The sequence below is a fragment of the Mucilaginibacter sp. P25 genome, assembly GCF_050859465.1.
Classification (GTDB): Bacteria; Bacteroidota; Bacteroidia; order Sphingobacteriales; family Sphingobacteriaceae; genus Mucilaginibacter; species Mucilaginibacter gossypii.
This window is the reverse complement of the sequence record NZ_CP193937.1, coordinates 5,351,425-5,369,757: the sequence shown is the minus strand read 5'-3', so window position 1 is coordinate 5,369,757 and position 18,333 is coordinate 5,351,425. Positions and strand designations below refer to the sequence as shown.

19 protein-coding genes and 1 pseudogene are annotated in these 18,333 nt (G+C 43.1%); 14 read left to right on the top strand and 6 right to left on the bottom strand.

Going from position 1 to position 18,333, the window contains the following annotated elements:
• The first annotated feature begins 25 nt into the window (after positions 1–25).
• The 7 genes from ACRQ5D_RS27090 to ACRQ5D_RS27060 all read left to right on the top strand — a co-directional run bounded on the left by ACRQ5D_RS27090 (position 26) and on the right by ACRQ5D_RS27060 (position 6,444).
• On the top strand, positions 26–631 hold the full coding sequence (locus tag ACRQ5D_RS27090; RefSeq protein WP_431198430.1) for a hypothetical protein: 606 nt from the start codon (positions 26–28) through the stop codon (positions 629–631).
• 159 nt (positions 632–790) lie between these two features.
• A complete protein-coding gene (locus ACRQ5D_RS27085) occupies positions 791–2,401 on the top strand; it encodes a DUF5008 domain-containing protein (RefSeq protein ID WP_091162802.1) in 1,611 nt (536 codons plus the stop codon).
• Positions 2,402–2,431: 30 nt separating this feature from the next.
• The gene (locus ACRQ5D_RS27080; RefSeq protein ID WP_431198429.1) at positions 2,432–2,827 is read left to right on the top strand and encodes a hypothetical protein; all 396 of its coding nucleotides are present in this window, start codon (positions 2,432–2,434) and stop codon (positions 2,825–2,827) included.
• Entirely contained in the window at positions 2,809–3,150 is a 342-nt protein-coding gene (locus ACRQ5D_RS27075; protein WP_431198428.1) for an alkaline phosphatase family protein, read from the top strand. Before ACRQ5D_RS27080 ends, ACRQ5D_RS27075 begins: the two co-directional genes overlap by 19 nt.
• The gene (locus ACRQ5D_RS27070; RefSeq protein ID WP_431198427.1) at positions 3,150–4,130 is read left to right on the top strand and encodes a DUF4983 domain-containing protein; all 981 of its coding nucleotides are present in this window, start codon (positions 3,150–3,152) and stop codon (positions 4,128–4,130) included. Before ACRQ5D_RS27075 ends, ACRQ5D_RS27070 begins: the two co-directional genes overlap by 1 nt.
• 31 nt (positions 4,131–4,161) lie before the next feature.
• A complete protein-coding gene (locus ACRQ5D_RS27065; protein ID WP_176844350.1) occupies positions 4,162–5,595 on the top strand; it encodes a PA14 domain-containing protein in 1,434 nt (477 codons plus the stop codon).
• A 36-nt stretch (positions 5,596–5,631) separates the two neighbouring features.
• Positions 5,632–6,444, top strand: coding sequence for a PKD domain-containing protein (locus ACRQ5D_RS27060; protein WP_176844351.1), 813 nt, complete (start codon positions 5,632–5,634; stop codon positions 6,442–6,444).
• 203 nt (positions 6,445–6,647) lie between these two features.
• On the opposite strand, the gene ACRQ5D_RS27055 is transcribed toward ACRQ5D_RS27060, so the two are convergent.
• From ACRQ5D_RS27055 to ACRQ5D_RS27030, 6 genes are all read right to left on the bottom strand, one after another.
• Complete coding sequence (locus ACRQ5D_RS27055) at positions 6,648–7,001, bottom strand: SDR family NAD(P)-dependent oxidoreductase (RefSeq protein WP_431200880.1); 354 nt, start codon at positions 6,999–7,001, stop codon at positions 6,648–6,650.
• Between the two features lie 160 nt (positions 7,002–7,161).
• A complete protein-coding gene (locus ACRQ5D_RS27050) occupies positions 7,162–8,040 on the bottom strand; it encodes an NmrA family NAD(P)-binding protein (RefSeq protein ID WP_091162806.1) in 879 nt (292 codons plus the stop codon).
• A 163-nt stretch (positions 8,041–8,203) separates the two neighbouring features.
• Entirely contained in the window at positions 8,204–8,725 is a 522-nt protein-coding gene (locus ACRQ5D_RS27045; protein ID WP_091162807.1) for a DUF420 domain-containing protein, read from the bottom strand.
• A complete protein-coding gene (locus tag ACRQ5D_RS27040) occupies positions 8,725–8,991 on the bottom strand; it encodes a hypothetical protein (protein WP_432327214.1) in 267 nt (88 codons plus the stop codon). Before ACRQ5D_RS27040 ends, ACRQ5D_RS27045 begins: the two co-directional genes overlap by 1 nt.
• 25 nt (positions 8,992–9,016) lie before the next feature.
• Positions 9,017–9,355 (bottom strand): HD domain-containing protein, encoded by a 339-nt coding sequence (locus tag ACRQ5D_RS27035; protein WP_432327213.1) that lies wholly within the window; start codon positions 9,353–9,355, stop codon positions 9,017–9,019.
• Positions 9,356–9,412: 57 nt separating this feature from the next.
• The gene (locus tag ACRQ5D_RS27030) at positions 9,413–10,003 is read right to left on the bottom strand and encodes a carbonic anhydrase (protein ID WP_091162809.1); all 591 of its coding nucleotides are present in this window, start codon (positions 10,001–10,003) and stop codon (positions 9,413–9,415) included.
• 124 nt (positions 10,004–10,127) lie between these two features.
• Between ACRQ5D_RS27030 and ACRQ5D_RS27025 the strand changes: the two genes are divergently transcribed.
• The 7 genes and pseudogenes from ACRQ5D_RS27025 (at position 10,128) to ACRQ5D_RS26995 (ending at position 18,261) form a co-directional block, all read left to right on the top strand.
• On the top strand, positions 10,128–10,736 hold the full coding sequence (locus ACRQ5D_RS27025; RefSeq protein ID WP_091162936.1) for a TetR/AcrR family transcriptional regulator: 609 nt from the start codon (positions 10,128–10,130) through the stop codon (positions 10,734–10,736).
• An 825-nt stretch (positions 10,737–11,561) separates the two neighbouring features.
• Positions 11,562–12,817, top strand: a pseudogene (locus tag ACRQ5D_RS27020) (putative DNA modification/repair radical SAM protein).
• Position 12,818: 1 nt separating this feature from the next.
• Positions 12,819–13,577: a TIGR03915 family putative DNA repair protein gene (locus ACRQ5D_RS27015; protein ID WP_091162811.1), complete on the top strand. Its 759-nt coding sequence runs from the start codon at positions 12,819–12,821 to the stop codon at positions 13,575–13,577.
• Between the two features lie 652 nt (positions 13,578–14,229).
• The gene (locus ACRQ5D_RS27010) at positions 14,230–15,570 is read left to right on the top strand and encodes a PhoH family protein (RefSeq protein ID WP_090526023.1); all 1,341 of its coding nucleotides are present in this window, start codon (positions 14,230–14,232) and stop codon (positions 15,568–15,570) included.
• A 177-nt stretch (positions 15,571–15,747) separates the two neighbouring features.
• Positions 15,748–16,407 (top strand): MBL fold metallo-hydrolase, encoded by a 660-nt coding sequence (locus tag ACRQ5D_RS27005; RefSeq protein ID WP_091162812.1) that lies wholly within the window; start codon positions 15,748–15,750, stop codon positions 16,405–16,407.
• A 415-nt stretch (positions 16,408–16,822) separates the two neighbouring features.
• Positions 16,823–17,455: an HAD family hydrolase gene (locus ACRQ5D_RS27000; protein WP_091162813.1), complete on the top strand. Its 633-nt coding sequence runs from the start codon at positions 16,823–16,825 to the stop codon at positions 17,453–17,455.
• Positions 17,456–17,466: 11 nt separating this feature from the next.
• Complete coding sequence (locus ACRQ5D_RS26995; RefSeq protein WP_091162814.1) at positions 17,467–18,261, top strand: DUF6438 domain-containing protein; 795 nt, start codon at positions 17,467–17,469, stop codon at positions 18,259–18,261.
• Positions 18,262–18,333 lie beyond the last annotated feature (72 nt).

The window sequence follows — 18,333 nt, the reverse complement described above, 5'->3', positions numbered from 1 at the left end:
TTCCTAAAAAGTAATGATAAGAAATATGAAAAATATAATTATTGTTTTTGCCGGGTTTTTACTGGTGCTTACCGGCTGTAAACGCGATGAGTATTATAAAGACGGAGGTAAAGCTAAGGCTGATTACCCTGCCGATATGCTTCAATACCTGCAGGATAAAGCAGTACCGTTTGATACCATTGCCCAGATCGTAAAACTGGCTGGTATGGAAGAAACATTCCGCAAAAGTGATTTTACCTTTTTTGCACCAGACGATGATGTTATAAAAAGAACCATAGGTGACTACAAAACCAGGGGCTCTTTAAATCAATTTTTGTACGAGGCCGGTCGTGATACCGTGAAAAAGCTGTCGGACATCGACTCTGCCATATGGAAAAAATATCTGCAACGGTATATGTTCAAGGGGATCAACCGGCTTAAAGATTATCCGCAAATAGATTTTAACCTGCAAAATCAGTATCCCGGAGCGCTTTATTATTCATACAGCGGCGATGTGGTGAATATTGGTGTGATATATGACGACGCGAACAACATCAAATACATTGGTCCGCGTACATTGATAATCAGTTATATCTATGACATTAATAATGCGCAAAACGTGGTTTTCGGTAATAAGGTTCTCGTCATCTGATATCAAACCTACGAACGGGATAGTACATACCCTGCAATATGACGGAGCCTATTTTGGGTTTAACCGGTACGACTTTTATGAGGAAATATACTTTGCAGGCCTTCATCATTCTGAGTAAAACATTATTAACAATATTCTTTCAATGATAATAAATTGAATATGAGAAGACTTAACTATATCATCACGTTTATCCTGCTGGTGCTCATAATAGAAGCTTGCAAAAAGGATAAGACAGTTTATTCTGACCCCTATGGGGAGGGAAAGCCACCATTGGGCGTCATCCTTAGCCGCGATGCAATACCTGCACCGGCAAATGGGACGGTGGGTACCGAGGTAACATTCAAAGCCACCGGACTTATTCCTTACAAAGGCAAAATAAAGTTCATGTTTAACGGCGAACCCGGCCAGGTTACCGAAGTAACTGAATCAACTATTAAGGTAAAAGTTCCACCATTTGGCAGCACAGGTATTACGTCAATAGCAATTGACGATCAGTTAGTGCTCGGGCCGGTATTTAAGGTATCCGGATTGATTAATATCGATCCTTCTTTCAGGGCAACTGCCGGAGCAAATGGCAATGTAAACCAGGTGTATCCTCTTGCCGATGGCCGGAACCTGGTGCTGGGTTGGTTTACCAATTATGATAATAAAGGGATTATCACCCCGCTTAACCGCATTGTAAGAACATCGGCAGATGGCGAGTTTGACCGCACTTTCCGCACGGGTAAGGCAGCAAACGGATCATTATCGAGAGTAATAGAACTCGGTGGAAAATATGTGATAGCCGGAGGATTTAGCGGCTACAATCAGCGCACAGAAAACATTAGTAATATTACCACTTTAAATGTTGATGGCAGTATTGATACCATTGGCGTAAAAACCTACAGGCGCCCGTCCCAAACAGATACAACCAAATATTTTCCGAAGTTTAATGGCGGTACTAACGACTATATATCTAAAATATACAAGCATCAGAACAAAATACTGGCAACAGGGAGTTTCAGATATTATGTAAGACGGGTTTATACCGAACATAATCATGATTTTACCCGTGACACGGTGATTCTTGACAGTACGGAGATCCGGCAGATAGCCCGTTTTAACCTGGATGGGACACTTGACAAAACCTATCGTTTTAACATAGCGACAAACAAAGGCTTGCCTTCGGCAAACGGCCCTGTTGACTCGTACATGCATACCGACGCTGATCAGCTGGAAAAACTGGTGCTGTTTGGAAGTTTTACCACGTTTGATCAAAAAAACGCAGGCCGTTTAATTCGCTTAAGTGCCGATGGAAACATAGACGACTCATTTAAAACCGGGACAGGTACCGATAATAGCATTTCATCTTTAACGTACAACCCGGTAACCAAAAAATACCTGATAACAGGGATATTCAGAACATACGATGGCAAACCGGCCATCAGCATGGCGCTGATTAATTTGGATGGTAGTCTTGATCAAACTTTCGTAGCTAAAACATTTGAGGGAGGCTATCCTGGTTTTGCCCGGCAGCTTAATGATGGACTGGTAGTAGTTAGTGGCAGCTTTAAAAAGTATAATAACGTTACCCGCAATGGTTTTATGGTACTAAATACCAAAGGTGAACTTGCCGGGAATTACAATACTACAGGACCATTTTCAGGTACATTGTCTGATATCATTGAAACCAAATCGACTGATGGAAAGCGGGCGTTATTGCTGATTGGTGGTTTTGACCATTTTGATAATATTCAGGTTAGCAATATTATACGCGTTACCATCGAATAAATTTTAATTGAACTTATAATCTATAAAGAAATGCAGAACAGGAAAAAATACAAACAGATCATTTTTTCAATTATTTGTGCATTGGCTGTTGCTACAATATCATGTAATAAGGATTTTGTGCGCACGCTGCCCGATAAAAATTATACTGATACCGCCAAAGCAACATCCGGCGAACGTAAGGTTTTGTACCTGATTGTTGACGGGGCACGGGGCTCATCAGTAAATAGTGCCAATGTGCCTAATATTAAAGCATTACTGCCCAGTTCAATTTACAGTTGGGTTGCATTGAGCGATCCGGACTCGACCCGCGATGTAAGCAACTGGGCCAATATGCTAACCGGCGTAAAAAAGAAAAGCACAAGATCTTGTCGGATGATTTTGCCGGCAACAACCTGGCAACTTATCCTGTGTTTTTTGAAAGGATAAAAGAAGAAAGACCAAATGCCAAAATCGTTTCTTTTTCCTCCTCGGCTATTTTTAAAAATAAGTTAACACAGGGTGCTGCCGTAAGCGAGTTGTATAGTACTGATGAGCAAATTAAAACAGCTGTAGTTAATGACCTGAATACCGACACGGCACAATTGATAGTTGGCCATTTTAATGATATTAAAGAAGCAGGTGTCAAATATGGATTCGACAATTCATCGTCGCAATACAAAGCTTCTATCGAAAAATTTGACGGTTACGTAGGTGAGATTATTAATGCCCTGAAAAAAGGAAAAATTATGCCAATGAAGATTGGCTGGTAGTGATTGCGTCGAGCGGTGGTGGTAAATTCAATATCCCGGTTACCGAGAACGATAATACAGTTTTCAGTAACACCGCCGCCAATACATTTACTATCTATTACAATCCAAAATATAAACAAAGAATAATAGGTAAACCATTTACCGGCAACAGGTATTTGGGGCGCACAGTACGTTTGAAAGATACGGGAGTGAGAGCCGAGATAGATACAGCTGATATCTTTAACATCGATGATACTACCAAGTTCACCATCGAGCTAAAAGTTAAGAAGAATGAGGATAAATTCTTTTGGCCAAGTATTCTCGGGAAAAGAGCGCAATGGTCGGCAGGTCATCCGGGTGTTGGCTGGGTGATTTATCTGGAAGATGCTTACTGGTATTTTGAATACCGGGGGACTAAGGATAACGATTATCATCAATGCCGTGGCGGCGATTTACAAAAGGGCAGATGGCAAAACCTGTCGGTTAAATGTGAAATACGCGCGGGCAGACGATATATCAGAACGTATACCGACGGGGTTTTTAATAATGAGCTGGATGTAACCTCATCAGGAAGTTTTAGTAACAGTAGCCCTTTAAAGTTAGGCTATTTAAATGGTACCGGGCATGGTACACCTGATGTGTATGTAACCGACATCAGATTTTTCAAGGTCGACGTACCCGATGCCGTGATTGGAAATTATGCCTGCGAAACATCCATTAGCGAAGGTCATCCTTATTATACCTTTTTGGCAGCATATTGGCCGGGCACAGATGGCCAGGGCGACAAGATCAGGGATGTTGGCCCGCAGGCCCGCGACTTTCAATTAAAAGGCCCTTATCAATGGGAAGATTTTAATGATCTGATTTGTCCGCCGCCGGCAGGGGCACTGGCCATATTTGTTCCGCAAACGGCAGATATTCCGGCACAAATAATAAACTGGTTCAGAATACCTAACAGGCAGGCCTGGGGGCTTGACGGCCGCGTTTGGCTTGATCAGTAAATTTAACCATTACAAACTAAAATATTTGATGATGAAAAAATACAGATATATCTTGTTTATCGGGTTAATTGCCCTGATAGCGGGAGCCTGCAAGCAAAATGATCTTGATGAGCTGAAGCCAATTCAAAATACCGACAGAAACGTTTCCGGCGCAGGAGCCAATACTGGTGATGCAACTGCTGGTAACGAAATAGTTAAAGTTCCATTTAAAATATCCTTATCAGGACCGGCAACCAAAGCATTCCAGGTAGGTATAACATTTAATAATGATACGGTAACCAAACTGATAGCAAATGGTACACTTAAAAATACAGTGGTATTACCTGCGGGTGCAATTGATTATCCCGGCGTAATCAATGTAGCATTTGGGTCAGATACAGCAACTGCCGTTGCCAGCGTCAGGTTATCGGCCATAGAAGCTAACTATGGCAAAAACATAGCTTTTGCATTTAAGCTTACGAATCCGGGTAAAGGCAACCAAATTAAAGGATCGCAATCAAATATCCTGGTGGTGCTTGATACCAAAAAGCTTATTAAAGAGAGTGATATTCATTATGTGTCGCTTTTGAATGGCGGTGGCATTATGGATGTTGACTATCAGAAAAACTACACTACGTCGCCTGCAGGTATCACTATTCCGTTAACTGTAAACCTGGCAGGTGTACCGGCCGGTGCGTTTAATGTTCATGTGAAATTAAACATGGATACCATTACAACTTTGGTAAGTAAAAAAGTGCTGCCTGATAACACTATCGCACTTAACCCCGATCAATTTTCTATTGATACCCTGATTAGGGTAAATTCCAACGCCAGTACAGCGGTGGTACGCTTATCAATAGGATGGCCTGTTTTTGATGCCAATATAGTTGCCAATAAACGTTTTGGTTTTGTGGTGAGTTTGGTTAATCCGTCAAAACATATATTGCATCCAATAAAAAGCAAGTTGATCGTTTTGGTGGAGCCAGAGGTTAACCTTGATAATAACTCTTACATCACCGGAAACGGAACAGGCTTAAAAGCGGAGTACTTTTCAAACAACCAACTGCTTGATTTTGATGGCAGAAAGCCCGATCTGGTACAAATAGAACCCACTATTGATTGGCCTAATGACGGGGTTTGGCAAGCCGCCATACCAAGTATAAGTCATGATAATTTCTCGACCAGGTGGACTGGCGAGTTCCTTGCACCCGTTCGGGGTGAATACGTGTTCTGGCAGAACGAATGGGACGACGGATCAAGATTATATATAGATGGCAAGGCCATTATTAATGATTTCACTACCGAGTGGGATAAGGATAGCCGTACCGCCAAAATATTTCTGGAACGCGGTAAACGCTATAAAATAGAAGCCGATCATCGCGAAAACGTGGGTGGCCAGCGTGCACGTTTAACTTTTGAAGTTCCGTCGGCCGGCATCAACGGTAGAAGAATAGTACCACAAAGCCAATTATTCCCCGCCCCTTAAGCCAGCTACGCTAATTGATCAATGAAAATTAAGGACATGAAAAAAACATTGCATATTATCTCGGTATTTTCAACGGTAGCCCTGTTGTTTGCCGGGTGTAAAAAAGATAAGCCAGCGCCCCAACCCGAACCAGATGAGCCCAAACCCATCGCAGGTTTCACAGTGGCCCGGACAGATAGCGTTGATTTTTTAAGCTATCAGTTTACCAGTACATCCATCAATTATAAAGATATCCTGTGGCAATTTGGCGACGATAGCACATCGGCAGAAAAAGCACCGAAGCACAGATATGCCTTTGATGGCTTATATCACGTGACATTAACGGCCAGAAATTCACAGGGATACTCAGCTGCCCGGGAAATAATATTGAACGTTGCCGACCCTAATTTTGACCGCACCAAGGTTGGTGAAAGTTATTTTGCTACCATAGGCGGTACATTGACTGTATCACGCGACAATGGCGGCGGCCCAAATGCAAATGAGGGGTCACTAAAAGTGGTTGACGGCGATCCGAATACCAAGTTTTTTCAATCAGGGTTCTCAGGCGACCTGGTGATGAAATATGAGCTTAAAACACCTGCCGTTGCAGGAGCATATACCATGACATCGGCAAATGACTCTCCTGACCGTGACCCGAAAGGATGGATCCTCCAGGGTTCTGAGGACGGAATACGCTGGATAAACCTGCACAGCAAGAACAACGAAGTTTTTGCCAACCGCTTTCAACGGATCTTATATCATTTTAATAATAATGTTGCCTATAAATTTTATAGGATAAGCATTAAGACCAATAATGGCAGTCGTGACTTCCAGATGGCTGAGTGGACGGTTAATAAAAAGCAGCCATAAAATTGGTTATTTGTAACAACGATCCATGGAATGTTCGATCTGATGTTACGTAAGTTCATTCGCATGGTCAACAGTTTTAAGGAATAAGGCCCGGGAGTATAGTATCCGGGCTTATTCCTTAGGTATTCGATCGTATAAAGTGTAGTAGCATAACTTAATCCGTCAATTATCAACACTTATGCTAAGTTGCTTTCACTAAACTATCACCAGCCGGTGATGATGTGCCCTGACTTTCTTCCCCGCATACCTGGCAACACCGCGCGGACCAGGTTCGGCACACCGAACACATTGGTGTAATACTGTCGCCTCACTTCTTCATTCGAAGCTTCTTCAATGGCGCCAACGATGCCGAAACCGGCATTATTGAGGAGGACATCGATCTGCCCGAACTGCTCGAGGGCCTTGCTGCCCCCTTGTTTTACTTCGGCCTCTTTGGTGACATCCAGAATCACAACCAACAGGTCTGCCGGGTTGCCCAGGGCAACCTTTAGGCCGGCGGCATCATTACGGACGGTAGCAATGACCTTGTCGCCCGCTGCAAGAACGGTTTTAACGATTTACAGGCCTAAGCCTTTGCTGGCACCTGTGATTAGCCGAATTTTCTGTTTCATGGTTTTGATTTTAAATGATTTACCGATTTCTTATGCACCAAAGGTAGCCCGGTGCCGGCCAGTGCTGCTAACCCGGATCGCACGAATACTGGCACAGATTTACCGTTTAGCTGAACACCGCTTTGTTCTTTCTGAAAAAATGGGACAGTGTCTCCGGCTGCTGGCCGGTGATGGTTTCAATTAGGTCGTTTGTCCCGGCGAAAACGCCGTTTACACAATCTTCCGCGACGTGGGTCACGTGCTGGATGAAATGTTCGCTGGCCGGTCTTTTGGCATTACATTCAAAAAATTGAGCTATGGTCACGGGTTGGTACCGGATCGTTCTTCCCAGTTCGCCGGATATGACCGCAGCCATTTCTGCCAGGCTGTATTCCTGCGGGCCGTAAAGCCGAAGGATCTGCCCGGCATAGGGGGTTATATTGGTGGCTACTTTGGCGACTACGCGCCCCAGGTCCGCAGAATCAACCGGTGCCCAACGTCCGTTGCCGAAAGGCAATGCGATTTCGTTGTTTTCCCGGATTAGGTCGCGGATATACAAGAACCAATCGTCAAAAAAGGTAGGCCTTAAATGAACGCTGGGAATGCCGGTAGCGTTGAGCAATTGCTCTCCTGCCCAATGATCCTGGGCTGCGTTGCTTTTGGCTTCTCGCCTGGCGGATATCTGCGACATATTGACGATGCCTTTCAGTCCATTCTCCTTAGCGGCTATGGCAAAATAAGCGGTAGCCTGTAATACGCCGGGCACCAAAACGGGGTAACACAAGTATGCGGTGTCGATGCCCTGCATGGCTGCAGTGATGTCGTCGAGGTTCAACAGGTCACCGGCTACCACCTCAACGCCTTTGGCAGCCAGTCGCGCCGAACGTTCATCCGGTTGATGGACGAGCGCCCGCACTGGATAGCCCATTTTTAATAGTTCATCGATGGCGGCGCCACCACTCTTGCCGGTCGCGCCGGTGATGAGTACTTTGATTTGCTTTTCCATTTGTTTTATATTGAATGATCAAAGATAGCCCGGACCTGGCGGGGGCTGCTAACCCGGAATGCTGAATTACTGACACAGATTGTCGGGGCTTTAAGGAGGCATTATTGTTTGGTAAGTAAATCAACTATTGGCTAACCAGCCCTGCAGTACAGGGCTGGTGTCATTAATGCGCGTAATATGGTGAGATCATCAGGTAAACGATAACACCCGTAAGGCTGACGTAAAGCCAGATGGGCATTGTCCAGCGGGCCACTTTATGATGACGGTTGATCTCGTCTTTGAGGGCCAGCGCTATGGTGTATATCGCCAGCGGTACGATGATGATGGCCAGGAGGATATGCGTGGTAAGGATAAAATAATACACATATTGCAGGGTGCCTTTGCCTCCGTATCTGGTAGATGGTGTGGTAAAATGATAGGCCAGGTAGCTGATTAGGAACAGGCTGGTCGCGGTAAAGGCGATTCCTATGAAACGCCGGTGCCAGTCGCGGCGTTTACGCCGAATGGCTATCAGTGCGGCCAGTAAGGCCACAAAGGTAAGGCCATTTAAAATGGCATTGATCTGTGGCAGTAGCATAATTTTTATGCCGCCAGGTAGTGCTGCTTTGGGTAAAAAAGCCGAGAGGGCGATCAATCCGTTGATCGCCAGGGCCAGCGCCCAGATCCATCGTTGGTAGTTTTTCATTAGTCGGCAAAAGGGGCGCTATTAAAAAAGGCCTGCGGAACTGGGATGTTGAGCTGGCCGGTCCGGTGATGCTCGATGCAGGCGCACATATGGAAACGGTGCGGGTAGGGCTGCTTACGTTCGAACTCGTTCTCGAACAGTTCGAGGAAGCCTTGTTTGAAACCCAGCCGTGGATAATGCTGTACGACATCGTCTACTGCCTGGGCATCCAGTTCGAACCCAGCCGGCAGCCCGGTAATATCATAAAGGATGCCGTATTGCAGCATGCGCGTCGCATCATCTTTAAACAGGTTAAGGTCGCCAACGTGCAGCGCGATGTTGTGCCATACTTTCCAGGCGCGCCTCGTCGCTCACGCCGTGTTCAAGCAGGAATTGCCTTGCGGCTTCGGCGCCTTCGATCTCGAAGCGGTTTTGGCCGGGCACGGATGATGTAAAACCGAGATCATGCAGAACAGCGGAAAGAAACAGAAGCTCCTGGTCTGCCGCTACCTGGTGCTTTTTGGCGAACAGGTCGGCAAAATGATAACAGCGCATAACGTGGTTGAACAGCATCGGGCTGGAGACGCTGCGTGCATAAGCTTCCGCCGCGCGGACCGGTGGTGTATCCGGTTTTAAAATTATTGAATTCATGAACTAAAGATTAAAATGAACAGGCGGGTCGCCGAACAAGGCTCGCCTGCTTGCAGGTTATTGATTTTCGCCCGGGATATCACGGGCGATCTCGGTGAGCTGACCGCTGTTGATCTCATAAAAGAAACCATACAATTTGATATTTTTGGGCACCAGCGGACTGTTGCGCAGCAGTTCCAGGTCGTGTTTAACGGATTGCTCGAAGTCAAGTATGGCCATGCTGTCATGATCGATCAGTGTTGCGATGTCGGCATGGTGATGCTCATGAAACGAATGAATGAGATGTTCCGGCTCAAAGGCGGTAGCGCCACAGAACGAGTGGTGAACCACAACTACCTTCTCAAAATGAAAGAGATAGTCCATAGTAGCGACGGATTGCAGCGCAGAGAAGGCGCGGCCGCCGGCATTGGATACCGTGAACATCGTGCGGGTATTACCCACCCGGTTACCGTCGGCGTCAAGGATGTTTTCGCCCGGGTACACTTCGTCTCCGAAGTAGTTGGCCACCGCTTGCGGTATTTCCGAAGCGCGGGGGTCGAAGCAATGAATGACTATGGTTTTCATGGGAATGGCTTGATTAAAGCCTTCGAAATGTTCTTGGTCGAACCAGGGTTGCTTCCTGAATTCGAATTGACTAAGATTTGTCATGTCTGTGAATTTTGTTGGATCAAAAGTAAACAGATCTGTATACTTTTGCAATTAAAAGTAAACAGAACTGTCTACTTTTACATTCCGCTGATAATCCATGCACTTAAAATTTTTAATTTTGAATATGGCAGATACACTTAGCTCCTTCAGGGATTTGCGGACTGAGAAGATCGAAGAACTGAAACCACGCGAACGGATACTAAAGACCGCGATTCGTCTTTTTAATGAACATGATGTACACACGATCGGCATTGACCGGATCATTGCGGAGAGCCAGGTATCTAAAAGAACTTTTTACAGTTATTTCCCTTCAAAATCTGATCTGACCGCAGCTTACCTGGAGTTTTGGGACGCTTTCCGGTTTGATATTCTGGAAAAACGGGTGGGGGCAGCAAGTAATGAGCCTAAAGCGGAGTTGTTGGCTGCTTTTGACGCGGTGGATGACTGGATCGCGGACCCGGATTTCAATGGCTGTGTTTTTACGCGTGGCTTGAGTGATTTTAGCACAGACGAAGAAAAGCCGCTTCGGGCAAAGGTAGACCGGCACCTGGAAAAAGCATCAGCGTTTATTCAGGAACGTTTAAGTCAATTGGTTGAACCTGCTCAGGCCAAAACCCTACTACCACAGTTACTTAGTCTCATCCTGGGAGCAATGGTGGTAGCACAGGCGACCGGTCGGAAAGACACGGCGAAACTCAACAAGGCTGCGGCGACACATTTGCTCAACGTCTGATCACCTAACCGTTGATTACTTGAATGAAGCCTAAACTCCATCGGCGATTGTCGTGTCTTAGTGGATATCCAGGAGCCATTGATCAATGTGTTCCGGAGAAGGGATCATTGCATTCTGTAACACTTTTACATACTATCTTTCTGAATTACATATTTAAATTTAGGTATTATCGACACAACTGTTTATCTGATGAACGCGAAATAACGTGGTCAGGTATGCTGCAATCTCCACCAAGTAGCCTTTTTCAAATTCTCGAACCGCGTAAATCTTCTTAAATGCTTGATGAAAAATGCATTGATTCTATCAAGTGGTTAACTGATTCGAAAAGCGCCCACTTGGATTTTTCTATTTGTTTTGTATACAAGACACATTTAAGGCTTTTCACTTTACCAACGGCAATAGGTGTCCCAAGTGGGATATAGGCAAATGTGGACCGAATAGATTTTTTGCATTGCGGATTTTATGATTAGTAAAGGAATTAAAAAAACGGCATTTAAATCAGTTTTACTTTCGCGCTTGTTGCAAATACATTAGAGTTTGTTGCGTTGATTGACTCAAAAAACGCTTGATCTGGCTTAATCTATGTAGCTGCGGAGCTTTTTTCAAAAAATATTGAATTCCGCAACGGTGGGCAGGTGGTTCCATTTTTCGCTATAGATGCTCACGCGGTGCTGGAAGTAAATATGAGTAATAGTGCTAAAAAGCGGTATCAATGTCGTGAAGGAAAAAGTTGTTGAGGCATACAGCGAAAAAAACAAAATGGCTTCCCTTTTATTTATCCCGCAATTTGGTTGATTGCTAAAAATATTAGTATTTTTGGTTGGTATGAATGTAGACAGGATAACGGAAAAGCTTAATATTTTGGCCGACGCGGCTAAATATGATGTTTCATGTGCATCGAGCGGAAGTAACAGGAAAAATAAGGACAAGGGTTTGGGAAATGCCAGTAACGGAATTTGCCATAGTTATACGGAAGATGGGCGTTGTGTTTCGTTATTGAAGATCCTGCTTACCAATCATTGTATTTTTGATTGCGCATATTGTGTGTCTCGGAAGAATAATGATATCAAACGGGCCGCGTTCACGGTACAGGAAGTAGTTGACCTTACCATTAACTTTTATCGCCGCAATTACATTGAAGGCTTGTTTTTAAGCTCTGGTATTTTTAAAAATGCTGATTATACCATGGAGCGATTAGTGCACGTAGCAAAAAAACTCCGAACTGAGCATAACTTTAACGGATACATCCACTTAAAATCCATTCCGGGTGCAAGTGCGGAGCTAATGCAGGAGGCCGGGTTATATGCCGACAGGCTCAGTGTGAATTTAGAAATGCCTACAGAAGCCGGATTGAAACTGCTTGCACCTGATAAAAACCGGCAGGACATGATTGACCCGATGCATTTTTTGAATCAGGAGATCATCCGAAACACAGAAGAGAAAAAGCTTTTCAAAAACGCCCCCATGTTTGCACCTGCAGGGCAAAGTACCCAGGTAATTGTTGGTGCCACACCCGAAAGCGATCAGCAGGTGCTGCAATCGGCTAATTATTTCTATAAAAATTTTAACTTAAAACGGGTATATTATTCGGGTTATGTACCTGTGCTGGCCGATAAGCGGCTTCCTGCCCTTAATACCGCGGTGCCGCTGGTGCGCGAAAATCGTCTTTATCAGGCCGACTGGCTCATGCGTTTTTATGGTTTCCATGTAAACGAGATCGTCAATAATCAAAACCCGTTACTTGATCTGGATATTGATCCCAAACTCAGTTGGGCAATCCGCAATATGCAGGCTTTTCCTATTGATATCAATAAGGCCGATTTGCAACTGATCCTCCGGGTGCCGGGTATCGGTTTGTTATCGGCACAAAAAATTTTGGCTGCACGTAAATTTGCCGGGCTGGGCTGGGAACAGCTAAAAAAATAGGAGTGGCCATTAACCGGGCGCGATACTTTATTACCTGCAAAAGCAATGAATTTGAACGGCGCGATTTAACGGGGCAAAACATTAAGCAATTTATTATGGCCCAATCGCAAAGCAAGTACATTAAAAATACACAAACCCAACTTAACCTGTTTTAATATGAACACGCTGGTTTATGACGGAACGTTTGAGGGGCTGCTTACAGCTGTATTCGAGATTTACGAACGCAAACTGTATCCTGTAAAGTTATTGAAAGGGGAGTGGCGCAGCGGTGCGTTGTTTGAAGAGATAATTCCTATTGTTACTGACGAGGCGCGCGCCGGCCGGGTATTAAAGGGATTGCGGAAAAAACTTTCAGCTGCCGGGGTGCAGCGCCTTTACATTAGTCACATGGCCGAAATTGCCGGCGAAGACTGCAACGTGCTTGGTTTTATCCGTCATGTTTTTGACAGCGACCAAAATATTGAAGAAGATTATGGCAATAAATATGTAATGCGCCTGTCGGAAATTTTAAAAATGGTGCGGCGCGAAAAACACAGGATGGAAGCTTTTGTTAGGTTTCAAAAACTGAATGACGGAACTTTTTATGCTGCCATTGAGCCTGATTTTAATGTATTGCCATTGTTGATTAAGCATTTCAAAAGCCGCTATACCGATCAAAAATGGATGATCTATGATACTAAAAGAAATTATGGGCTGTACTACGATCTTCATGACACGCAATTCATCGAAATGAATTTTGATGAGTTAAGTAAACCGGTTAATGTAATTGCGGCTTATAGTGAGGACGAAGGTGTCTATCAAAACCTTTGGAAGAATTATTTTAATAGTATAAACATCGCTTCACGCAAAAATACCAGGCTTCATGTGCGTCATATTCCCAGGCGATATTGGCGGCATTTAACAGAGAAAATTTAACGTTTTTAAGATTTTGAGCATTTTTTCTTTTTCGATACAAATGGTTTTTCATGCATTTTGTTAATAAAGGTTGATGTTAATAATGTAGTCTGTATTTCAGTTAATTACCCTAATTTATACTTGAGAAGGACTGAAATTCAATGTTGATAAGTGTTGATTTGTTGTTAATAAACTGTTAATAAAAATAATCAAAAATATTTGCCAAATCACGGTAATGTCCCGATATTGTAATCATCAAGAACGACGTACTTTGACAGCCTTTCAGGAAAACAGAAATTGAATCGGGTGAACCTTCGGGGGAACTAAAGATCAAGGGAAGTCCCTGAGTTGCAAGAAAAAATGAAAAAGGCGAAAGTCTTTTGAAAAAAGAAAGCAATTAAAGGAGGTACCGGAATTAAGAAGAAGAACTCCACGGAGGGAAACAACAGAAACCGGTGACATTGAAAATAGTCGACCGCTCGTGAGAGCAACGGACGAAGATCATGTCGGTAAGAGATACACAAAACTTGATGCTGTTGGGCAACTACGGTTAAACAACAGTTTGGAAACGGGAGTTCAAATCGCAAGAGATGACTCCCGTTTTCGCTTTTACAGGTTTTTTGTTTGAGGAGAAATTTTTCTTCAAACCTTAAAATCGTTATTTTAGGCGGATATGAAGGACGGTCAGCGTAACCAGAAGAAAATATTTGTTTTAGATACTTCTGTGATCCTGTATGATCACAACGCATTTCAAAACTTTCAGGAGCACGATGTTGCCATACCCATCCAGGTATTGGAAGAGCTCGATAATAAAAAGAACGGTAATGATACCCGCAACTTTGAAGCCCGAAGCTTTATCCGGTTGATGGATGACCTGTCGCACAATGGACTGATCAACGAATGGATCCCGCTTAATGGTAAAACCAAAGGCAGCTTTAAAGTTGCCATGGATACTAAAACTACCGGCCAGGATGCCGAGCAGATTTTTGGTTCAGATAAAACTGATCACCGTATCCTCAACGCGGCCCTTGGCTTACAGGAAGAAAATCCTGGCAAAAAGGTAGTGTTGGTATCAAAAGATATTTGCCTTCGCCTCAAAGCCAAAGCCCTTAACCTGCATGCCGAAGATTATGAAACGGGCAAGATCAAAAACCTGGAGGAACTTTATACGGGTAAAACGGATGTAGATAAGGTGACGGAAAAACTGATCACCACTCTGAATAAAAATGAAAATTTACCGGCCGAAAATTTAAAGATAGGTTCGTATACCAACAATCACTTTTATGTATTAAAAGGAAAAAAAGGCGATACTGTAGGTTTTTACAATTCACAAACTAAGCAGCTTGAAAAAGTTACCGAGCAGCCTGTTTTAAATATTCACCCTCGTAATATCGAGCAGTCTTTTGCTATTCATGCGTTATTGCACCCGGATATAAAATTAGTAACTATACAAGGAAACGCCGGCACGGGTAAAACGCTATTAGCTTTGGCCAGCGCGCTCGAGCAACGTAAATATTATCGTCAAATCTTTGTTACCCGCCCTATTGTTCCTTTAAGCAATAAAGACATAGGCTTTTTGCCTGGCGATATTAAATCAAAGATTGATCCTTATATGGCCCCGATATGGGATAACCTAAAATTTATAAAGGATCAGTTCGGTGACGACGAAAAAATGCAGGCCAAAATTGATGAGTTAGTCAATAATGATAAAATCTCGATAGCTCCACTGGCTTTTATTCGCGGGCGCACGCTCAGTAAGATATTCTTTATTGTTGATGAAGCGCAAAACCTCACCCCGCACGAGGTGAAAACTATCATATCCAGGGCCGGAGAGAACAGCAAATTTGTATTTACAGGTGACATTTACCAGATAGATACCCCATATCTCGATGCCGAAAGTAACGGACTGTCGTATTTAATAGATAAAGCAAAAGGGCATCCGCTTTATGCTCACATCACCCTGCAAAAAGGGGAGAGGAGCGAACTGGCCAATTTGGCTACGGAGTTGTTGTAAAAATCAGCCTTACTTAGTTTTAAAACCTCGTAAGGCTTTACGCTTTTATATATAATTCGCTCCCTAAATTCCTGGAGTCCAAACACTGAGCGTGATATCCGCTTTTCAATCAGGATTAACTTTTTAAAACTTCATAAGTCTTTCCTGTGTATCTTTAGGAAATAAACCTACGCGCTTATGAAAATATCAAAATACCTTCATTCATGCCTGCTTTTTGAATTAGACGGTTATCAGCTCTTGTTTGACCCCGGAAAGTTTTCATTTGCCGAAGGTTTGGTTACACCGCAATTGTTTGTTGATGTAAGAACTATTGTGATCACCCATATCCACCCCGATCATTTCGATATAGATATCTTAAAAATTATTGTAGAGTTAAGCGGCGCAGTAGTTGTCACTAATTCGCAGGTAGGAAGGGAATTAGATAAGATCAATTTAAAATATATAATTCTTGAAGAAGGCACCCATCGGGCCGGGCCATTTAAACTCCAGGCTTTCCCGGTGAGGCACGAACTTATCATGGATAATCCACTACCGCAAATGACCGGCTTCCTAATCAATAACAAAGTATTGCACCCCGTTGATTCGATGGAAGAGAAGCTTTTGAATTTTAAAGGTATCGAGTTGCTGATCATGGTTTCGATGGCTCCATTTGCCAATGAACCAACAATTTCGGCCTTTGCCGATGAGCTGCATCCTAAGCAAATTTTGCCTGTGCACGACGGGTTTGCTAAAGATTTTTTCATACTTCAGCGTTATGCCGCGTACAAAAAACATTTTGACAATCAAGGAATCAAGTTTCATGAAATTTATAAAGTAGGGGATGGGATAAGTCTTTAATAAGAAGCCTTAAGTTCCAAGAACTGTTTAAATGTGGTTGTTTTTAATTTTAGAGACGCATAATTGCGTCTCCCGCATGCAATTTACGGTGGTAAGATGGCCTGCAAAAGCGATTGTCCTACCGGAGACGCAATTATGCGTCTCTACCTGAAAAAATCTTGAATCGTTTTTAAACAGCTTCTAAGTGGGAAGTCTTAGCGAGATAACCATAACTGAGAACCTGAGACCATAAAAATATAACCCTGTATAAAAAGAAACCCCCGCCGAGAGGCGGGGTTCTTTGCGGGCTCAGCCTCCTGCTAAGCCGACCCGCGTTAACCTTATCACAATGCTAAGGTGAGGATTAATAATGAAGAAAACATGAACATTAATTGCCGTTAATTTTTCATCTTAGCGAAAAACATACTTTTAGCTAATGCAGAAACCCGATAGCCTCATTTTTGATATGGACGGAACCCTTTGGGATGCCGTTGACACCTACGCCGAATCATGGAACCTGATATTTCAAAAGCTTGACATTCAAAGGACTATTAAACGAGATGAACTGCTGCACGTGATAGGTATGGATGGTAAAAAACTTACCCGGGTAATGCTGCCTGAATTTGATGAGGAAAAGGGGATGGAGATCTACAATGCTGTAAACCAGGTAAGACGCGAAATATTGCCAACCAGCGGTGGTATTATGTACGGTGGGGTTACAGAGGGTTTAAAACAATTGGCAAGCAAATACAAACTTTTTGTTTTAAGCAATTGCGCGGTAGGTATCATACCGCTGTTTTTAACGTGGGCAGGCATTAATGAGGTTATTACAGATAGCATGGCTTATGGCACCAACCAGATGCCTAAAAACCATAATATGCATCTGCTCATGAATAAACACAATTTGCAGAACCCGATTTACATAGGCGATACTAATGGCGATGCTGAACAAACGCGCCTTGCCGGTATACCATTTGTGTTTGTTAGTTACGGTTTTGGCAATACCGATGACTATGATAATAAGTTTGACGATTTTGAATCCCTTACCCAATATTATTTGAGTTTGTAAGTTTAGTTTACATGAAAAGCGTATCACTGCTTATCTTATTTCTCACTGTCCTGTGCGGCCCGGTAATGGGCCAGCATGCTACTGTTGAATCAGAACAGTGGATAACCGAAGATCTCGGTTATCTTTATTTTAATAGCGGCAAGGTTTATTTTAATTTGGATGGATATAAGAAACACGAAAACAAATACCAAATAGAGCATGATACGCTTAAAATAATTGATACATATACTACCAGTGCAGATAATTTTAAACAACAGCATATTGACGTTTTTAAGTTTATCATCAATTATTTCGATGGCAAGAAATTAACTATTAAAGCTGTTAATGATAATGCTGTAAAATTAGCCGGTCGCCCTCCCTTGCAGTTTAAAAACTATAAATCCAGTTTTGATAATGGGATCAAATTTTCAAAACTTCGTTTCCTATCCTCAACCTGTTATGGCAATTGCCCTCAATTACTGATTAATATTTGGGCAGATGGTACGTATCGTTTAAAAGGGGGCGAATTTGCTGACCCCTACAAAGGTGATTATGCCGGAAAGCTTACCAGGCTACAGCTCGATAGCCTGAACTATTGGCTAAAACGGAGTGAATTAAAAAAGATGTACGATTGGAAACAGGGTAGCCAGGTTACAGATGCACCTAATTATTACCTGGATATCGATTTTGAAAACAATAAGGACAAACTTACGCTAACTACAAATGATCCACCTTTTAACCTAACTGGTTTGGTTACCTTTTTAGTGGAGTCTTTTAAAAAAGTAAACCTCACGAAAATTAAAGAAGGAGAGAAGCCGGCAAACTAAACAGGCCATTGTCATGATATAAATGTTTGCTTACCTGCTAAGTTTTTGTAGCTTAGTTAGCAAATAAAATCT

What these genes read in the sequence shown, in the direction of transcription:
- ACRQ5D_RS27080 (WP_431198429.1), top strand. Translation starts at nt 2,432, where the DNA reads ATGCAGAACAGGAAAAAATACAAACAGATCATTTTTTCAATTATTTGT.
- ACRQ5D_RS27005 (WP_091162812.1), top strand. Translation starts at nt 15,748, where the DNA reads ATGAAAATATCAAAATACCTTCATTCATGCCTGCTTTTTGAATTAGAC.
- ACRQ5D_RS27000 (WP_091162813.1), top strand. Translation starts at nt 16,823, where the DNA reads ATGCAGAAACCCGATAGCCTCATTTTTGATATGGACGGAACCCTTTGG.
- ACRQ5D_RS27040 (WP_432327214.1), bottom strand. Translation starts at nt 8,991, where the DNA reads ATGCTGCAATACGGCATCCTTTATGATATTACCGGGCTGCCGGCTGGG.
- ACRQ5D_RS27030 (WP_091162809.1), bottom strand. Translation starts at nt 10,003, where the DNA reads ATGACAAATCTTAGTCAATTCGAATTCAGGAAGCAACCCTGGTTCGAC.
- ACRQ5D_RS27060 (WP_176844351.1), top strand. Translation starts at nt 5,632, where the DNA reads ATGAAAAAAACATTGCATATTATCTCGGTATTTTCAACGGTAGCCCTG.
- ACRQ5D_RS27025 (WP_091162936.1), top strand. Translation starts at nt 10,128, where the DNA reads ATGGCAGATACACTTAGCTCCTTCAGGGATTTGCGGACTGAGAAGATC.
- ACRQ5D_RS27010 (WP_090526023.1), top strand. Translation starts at nt 14,230, where the DNA reads ATGAAGGACGGTCAGCGTAACCAGAAGAAAATATTTGTTTTAGATACT.
- ACRQ5D_RS27050 (WP_091162806.1), bottom strand. Translation starts at nt 8,040, where the DNA reads ATGGAAAAGCAAATCAAAGTACTCATCACCGGCGCGACCGGCAAGAGT.
- ACRQ5D_RS27035 (WP_432327213.1), bottom strand. Translation starts at nt 9,355, where the DNA reads ATGAATTCAATAATTTTAAAACCGGATACACCACCGGTCCGCGCGGCG.
- ACRQ5D_RS27065 (WP_176844350.1), top strand. Translation starts at nt 4,162, where the DNA reads ATGAAAAAATACAGATATATCTTGTTTATCGGGTTAATTGCCCTGATA.
- ACRQ5D_RS26995 (WP_091162814.1), top strand. Translation starts at nt 17,467, where the DNA reads ATGAAAAGCGTATCACTGCTTATCTTATTTCTCACTGTCCTGTGCGGC.
- ACRQ5D_RS27090 (WP_431198430.1), top strand. Translation starts at nt 26, where the DNA reads ATGAAAAATATAATTATTGTTTTTGCCGGGTTTTTACTGGTGCTTACC.
- ACRQ5D_RS27085 (WP_091162802.1), top strand. Translation starts at nt 791, where the DNA reads ATGAGAAGACTTAACTATATCATCACGTTTATCCTGCTGGTGCTCATA.
- ACRQ5D_RS27045 (WP_091162807.1), bottom strand. Translation starts at nt 8,725, where the DNA reads ATGAAAAACTACCAACGATGGATCTGGGCGCTGGCCCTGGCGATCAAC.
- ACRQ5D_RS27015 (WP_091162811.1), top strand. Translation starts at nt 12,819, where the DNA reads ATGAACACGCTGGTTTATGACGGAACGTTTGAGGGGCTGCTTACAGCT.